This window comes from Holdemania sp., assembly GCF_986127675.1.
In genome coordinates this window covers 1-5,478 of record NZ_CFQZWI010000142.1, presented here as the reverse complement: position 1 = coordinate 5,478, position 5,478 = coordinate 1, and the positions used below count along the sequence as shown (strand labels likewise).

The window sequence follows — 5,478 nt, the reverse complement described above, 5'->3', positions numbered from 1 at the left end:
GACTCACGACGATCAGTTTGCCCTGAGCTTTCAGCACGCGCGCATTCTCCGCCATTGCCAGCGGCGCAAAGCAGGACCAGATGACATCAATCGACTGATCCGGCAGCGGCAGCTCAAAGACTGACGCCGCCGCAAAATGAACGGAAGGACAACTCCGGCCTGCCTGTTTCAGGGCTTCCTTGGATAAGTCGATCCCGAAGCATTCGCAATCTTTCAATGTTTCGCACAGCGCGGTATAGTAACCCTCGCCGCAGCCGGAATCCAGCACCGCCGACGGATTGAGCGCCTGAACGAATTCGGTTAACTTCGCTTTCAGCGGCTGGTAAGCACCGCTTTGCAGGAAGCGTGTCCGGGCTTTGACCATTTCCGCGTTATCGCCGTGGATCTTCTTCGATGAGCGGATTAAATTGACGTAATGAAAACGCGACAGATCATAGCTGTGGCGTTTTTCGCATTGATAAACCGACTGCTTCAGCGTCAGCGGCTGACGGCAGACCGGACATAAGAAGGATATCATAAGCAAAGACCTCTCTTTTATGGGGATAGTGTAGCATATTTACATAAAAAACGGTAAAATAATTCCAACGAACAAGTCTTGTTCATACGAAGCGCAAAGGAGAAACAGGTTATGGTGAAAACGTTGATTCTGGATATTGACAACACCTTGATTGAAGCGATGAAGGAACTTCCGCTCCGCAGTGAAGCCGCGCTGCGGCGGTGGCTGGCGGCCGGACATCGGCTGGTGTTTGCCAGCGGCAAGAACGCCTGTGCGTTTGACGATTTGATCGCCTTGCTGAGAATGCGGCAAGGCTGGCATATTGCTTCCAACGGCGGTGTTCTGGCAGAACCCTCGACCGGCCGGTTTGAGCGGCTGGCGTGCGTCGGGGCGCGGAGCCGGCGGTGCATGGACGTGATGGATCAGCTGGGGATTCCTTATTTCGCATACACGCTGGATGAGATTGTGATCAACCGGCCGATGCCGCAGTCGCAGATCGATCATCTGGAATTTTTAAAGGATCCGCATGTAGTGCTGCGCGATTCGATCGATCCTCAGGCGGTTGTTAAACTGTTGATGTTCATTGATATTCATGATGAGGAAACTCCGCGGCGTTTGCGCCATCAGCTGCATCCGGAAGCGCTGGGGCTGCAGCTGATGCGCACCAGCAGCGAGCTGCTGGAAATCCATGATCAGCATCAGACCAAGGCGGTTGGGGTGCGGGCTCTGGCAAACAAGCTGCATCTGGAGTTAAGCGAATTGTACGCGGTTGGCGACAGTGAGAACGATATGAGCATGCTGGAAATTGTCGGTCATCCTTATATCGTCGCCAACGCTTCCCAAACTCTGAAAGACCGCGGCTGGCTGCAGCTGGCAAGCTGCCGTGAGGAAGGGGTAGCAGATTTGATCGACAGGCTGCTGGCAGATTGAGAGCACTTCCGGCTGCGCAGGTTGACAAGCTGGGAAAAGAAGCGAATAATGAAAGAAAGAAATAACGCTGAATGAAAAACGGAGGCGGTTTTATGTTTATTTTTAGTTCAGGCAGTCAGGAAAGTTTTTATGAAATGCAGAATAAAATCAACCGTAAATTACGTTCCCTGCGCCGGATGGGATTGGGGCTGGCGGCGGCGCTGGTCGTGCTGGGCATCGCGCTGTTGTTCTGTCCGCAGTCGGTCGTCCTTTGGATTGAGCGGGGGATTGCGGTGATCCTCGGATTGGTGGGGATCGTGGAAATTCTTGATTACCTGTCAACCAGCGCGCTGTTTCGGCAAAGTTTGACGATTGTCCGCGGGCTGTTCGATCTGTTGATCGCAGTTCTGCTTTTGCGGGCCGATGCGGAAATGGTTATCACGGTGTTCGCCGTCCTCCTGGGCGTCAGCGCGATTGTGATTGGAATTCATAAGCTTGATTACGCGATGAAGCTGAACTATTTTCGGGTCGAGGGTTCCGGCATGGCGATGGCGGGCGGCGTGCTTTCGGTGATCGCGGGAATTTGCTTTCTGATCAGTCCGTTAAGCTCGGCGATCGTGCTGACGACGCTGATTGCGGCATATTGTATACTGGGAGGCATCGCGTTGTTTGTCGAAATGCTTTCCTTTAAAAACCGGTAAGGGAGGAATCAGAAATGGATTTCAAGAAACAGGCGGAAAAGCTTGTCCAGAACGTTGCGCAGGCCGCGGAAAAGGGCACGGAGCGGGCGAAGGACAAGCTGGATCAGACGAAACGCCAGATCGAACTGAAACGACAGCTAAAAGCCACGGAAGAGATGTTGAATACGGCGTACATGGAAATTGGCCGGGCTTATGCGTCGGCTCGGGAAGAAGAGCGGGAGATGCAGGATGTGGAAAACTGGCTGGAACAGGTGCGCACCTCGCAGATGACGATCGCCGATCTTCAGCGCCAGCTGGCCGTGCTCAAAAACATTGATTAATTAACGATGATCTGACAAAGTTGACCCGGGATTTTACCGGGTTTTATTTAGGAGTGAAAGAAAGGGCAGCCGATAAAAGCAGTTTATGATGTACCACAAGATTTGCATTTGCTTCCTTCCCTTGCGGGGGCGCAGATTGCGGGGCAGGAGGATGGTGTTGTGATCAAGAAACCTGGCAGATTTGTGTCCATTACAAGGATCATCATTGAAGGGGGATTCGTCAAAGCGTGGTTTATAAGGCTTGACTGCGAAATTTTCACAAAATGAGAAGCTGAAAACAGCTTCAAGCAATGGGAAATGTCGTTTTCTCGGAATGTACGGTAAAAGATCGGATCTGGGGTCCTTGAACTTTTGACGCAGGATCCTGCCGGAAGGGATGGGGCAAAGTGATAAGGCGGGAACTTGCCCGGCTGTGTCCTGATGAGGGTGCGCGAACAACCTTAATTCAGTTTAAAGATGCAGTCATGCGTGCCTGAAGCTGATAAGAAGGGGGCAGCACTATGAGCTTGAACCGATCATCCTGAACATGAATAAAAGTGAAAAGTTTGGCGTCCGCTGAAATTCAGTAAGGTCTTCAAACTTTTATTTTGAAGCCTAAGAGAATGCTGAAATCAGCGCTTGGAATTGACAACCTCACCGCCATTCGTTACACTGAATCCGTTATCGTATCAAATTAAATAAGGAAGGGTTAGATTATGAGTATTTTAACACTGGAGCACTGCAGTCACAGCTTTGGCGGCCGCAGTATTTTTGAGGACGTCTCGTTCCGCCTGTTAAAAGGCGAACACGTCGGGCTGTTGGGAGCCAATGGCGAGGGCAAGAGCACGTTTATGAAAATCATCACGCGCAAGCTGGAACCGGAGGAAGGAAAAATCACCTGGAGTAAGAACGTGAAGGTCGGCTATCTGGATCAGCACGCCGTATTGGAGCCGGGGATGACGATCCATGACGCTCTGGCGCAGGCGTTTGCCGGGTTATTCGATATCGAAAAACAGATCACGGCCGGTTATGAAAAGATGGCAGACTGCACGGAAGAGGAGATGAACGAGCTGCTGGAACAGATCGGCGAATGGCAGGATACGCTGGAACACCATGATTTCTACCAGATCGACGTCAAGATTGAGGAAGTCGCCCAGGCGCTGGGGCTGAGCGAGATCGGACTGGACCGGGATGTCAGCGAATTGTCAGGCGGCCAGCGCACAAAAATTCTGTTAGCGAAGCTGCTTTTGGAAAAACCGGACATTCTGCTTCTGGACGAACCGACCAACTATCTCGACGAGCAGCATATCCGCTGGCTGAAAACTTATCTGCAGAATTATGAAAACGCGTTTATCCTGATTTCTCACGATATGCCGTTTACCAACGAGGTCGTCAATCTCATCTACCATGTGGAAAACTGCCGGCTGACCCGCTATGTCGGCAACGTCGACGAATTCCACCGCCTGTACGAACAGAACAAGCTGGCGCTGGAAGCGGCATATCAGCGTCAGCAGCAGGAAATTGCCCGGATGGAGGACTTCGTCGCCCGCAACAAGGCGCGCGTTGCGACCCGCGGCATGGCGAATTCCCGTGCGAAGAAGCTGGCGAAGATGGAACGGATTGAGCTGAGCGCGGAAAAGCCGAAGCCGACGTTCCGCTTTCAGATGGGGAAAACCCCGGGTAAGGTCATCTTTTCCACAACCGATCTGGTGATCGGCTATGACGAGCCGTTGTCCAAACCGATCAACCGGGTGTTGGAAAAAGGGCAGAAAGTGGTGATTACCGGCGCGAACGGACTGGGCAAGACAACGCTGATGAAAAGCCTGATGGGGCTGATCCCGCCGGTCATCGGTTCCGTCCAGCTGGGTGAGCATGTACAGATCGGCTATTTTGAACAGGAAATCACCGAGCCGATCCGCCGCACCTGCATTGAGGAACTGTGGCAGACCTATCCTGCCTACTCCCAATATGAAATCCGCAGCGCGTTAGCCCGGTGCGGCTTGACGACCGATCAGATCGAAAGTCAGGTGATGGTGCTGTCCGGGGGGGAACAGGCGAAGCTGCGGCTGTGCAAGCTGCTGAACACGCCGTACAACGTGCTGTTTCTGGACGAACCGACCAACCATCTCGATCAGGACGCCAAGGACGAGCTGCACAAAGCGATCGCCGAATATCCGGGAACGGTGCTGCTGGTCTGTCATGAAAAAGAATTCTACAGCGATCTGGCAGACGCCGTCTGGGATTTAAGCGAAGTCAGTCTGCGCCGCTGATCAGGTATGCGCCGCCCGCTTTGATGCTAAACTAACGATGACGAACCGACGTCGTCGAAAGGAGAAGGAAAAACATGAACCTGAAAAAAATCGGACTGGCGCTGGCGGCATCCGCGCTGGTCCTGTTCGGCAGCGGCTGCGCGCTGTTTTCCGCAAAAAAAGCGAGTCCCGCGCCGCAAGCGCAGACGGGAACCACGGAAGTTCAAAAAGCTTTCGATGAATTCCTGATGGAGGAAACCCGCCGCCAGCTGACGCAGGACGCCCTGACGCTGCATTTTTCAGCGACGGATCCCGCAGCTCTGGGCATCCGTGAGAAACCGATGACGCTGGGCAGTTTGAGCGAAGCCGACGAACTGCGCCATCAACAGGAAACCGAAGCCGCGCTGCAGAATTTACAGAAGTTCAAGCCGGAGGATCTCACGGCCGTCCAGCAGCTCAATTATCAGCTGCTGCAGCGTGATCTGGAACAAACGTCGGCGATGAACGAATACACGCCTTTGCAATTTCTGTTCGAGCCGAATCAAGGCCTGATCGGCGCGTTAAATCAGAACTTCCTCGAGTTCCGCATGGAAACGGAAGAGGATGTCCAGCTGTATCTAACGCTGCTGGCGGATGTAGAACGCTATCTTAACGAAGCTGTGACCTATACTCAAAACCAGGCTCGGCGCGGCTACTTCCTGCAGGATGAAACCCTCGACAGCACGCTGGCCGAAATCGACCGGTTTGTGGAAAAGGTAGACGACAATGCCCTGATCGTTAATTTTGAGGAAAAGCTGGCCGCGATTGACAGCCAGATCGGAAGA

Annotated in this window: 6 protein-coding genes; 5 read left to right on the top strand and 1 reads right to left on the bottom strand. The window is 53.0% G+C overall.

All coding sequences use genetic code 11. From position 1 onward, the window contains the following. Positions 1–517: methyltransferase domain-containing protein (locus AC5OW4_RS14205; RefSeq protein ID WP_493677124.1), on the bottom strand; the 517-nt coding region annotated here is incomplete at its 3' end. 111 nt (positions 518–628) lie between these two features. Between AC5OW4_RS14205 and AC5OW4_RS14200 the strand changes: the two genes are divergently transcribed. From AC5OW4_RS14200 to AC5OW4_RS14180, 5 genes are all read left to right on the top strand, one after another. Continuing rightward, the gene (locus AC5OW4_RS14200) at positions 629–1,426 is read left to right on the top strand and encodes an HAD hydrolase family protein (RefSeq protein ID WP_493677123.1); all 798 of its coding nucleotides are present in this window, start codon (positions 629–631) and stop codon (positions 1,424–1,426) included. A 92-nt stretch (positions 1,427–1,518) separates the two neighbouring features. After that, positions 1,519–2,106: an HdeD family acid-resistance protein gene (locus AC5OW4_RS14195; RefSeq protein ID WP_195397451.1), complete on the top strand. Its 588-nt coding sequence runs from the start codon at positions 1,519–1,521 to the stop codon at positions 2,104–2,106. A gap of 14 nt (positions 2,107–2,120) precedes the next feature. Continuing rightward, the gene (locus AC5OW4_RS14190; RefSeq protein WP_195397452.1) at positions 2,121–2,426 is read left to right on the top strand and encodes a hypothetical protein; all 306 of its coding nucleotides are present in this window, start codon (positions 2,121–2,123) and stop codon (positions 2,424–2,426) included. Between the two features lie 695 nt (positions 2,427–3,121). After that, the gene (locus AC5OW4_RS14185) at positions 3,122–4,675 is read left to right on the top strand and encodes an ABC-F family ATP-binding cassette domain-containing protein (RefSeq protein WP_493677122.1); all 1,554 of its coding nucleotides are present in this window, start codon (positions 3,122–3,124) and stop codon (positions 4,673–4,675) included. A gap of 74 nt (positions 4,676–4,749) precedes the next feature. After that, on the top strand, positions 4,750–5,478 hold a 729-nt coding region (locus AC5OW4_RS14180; RefSeq protein ID WP_493677121.1), incomplete at its 3' end, for a DUF885 family protein.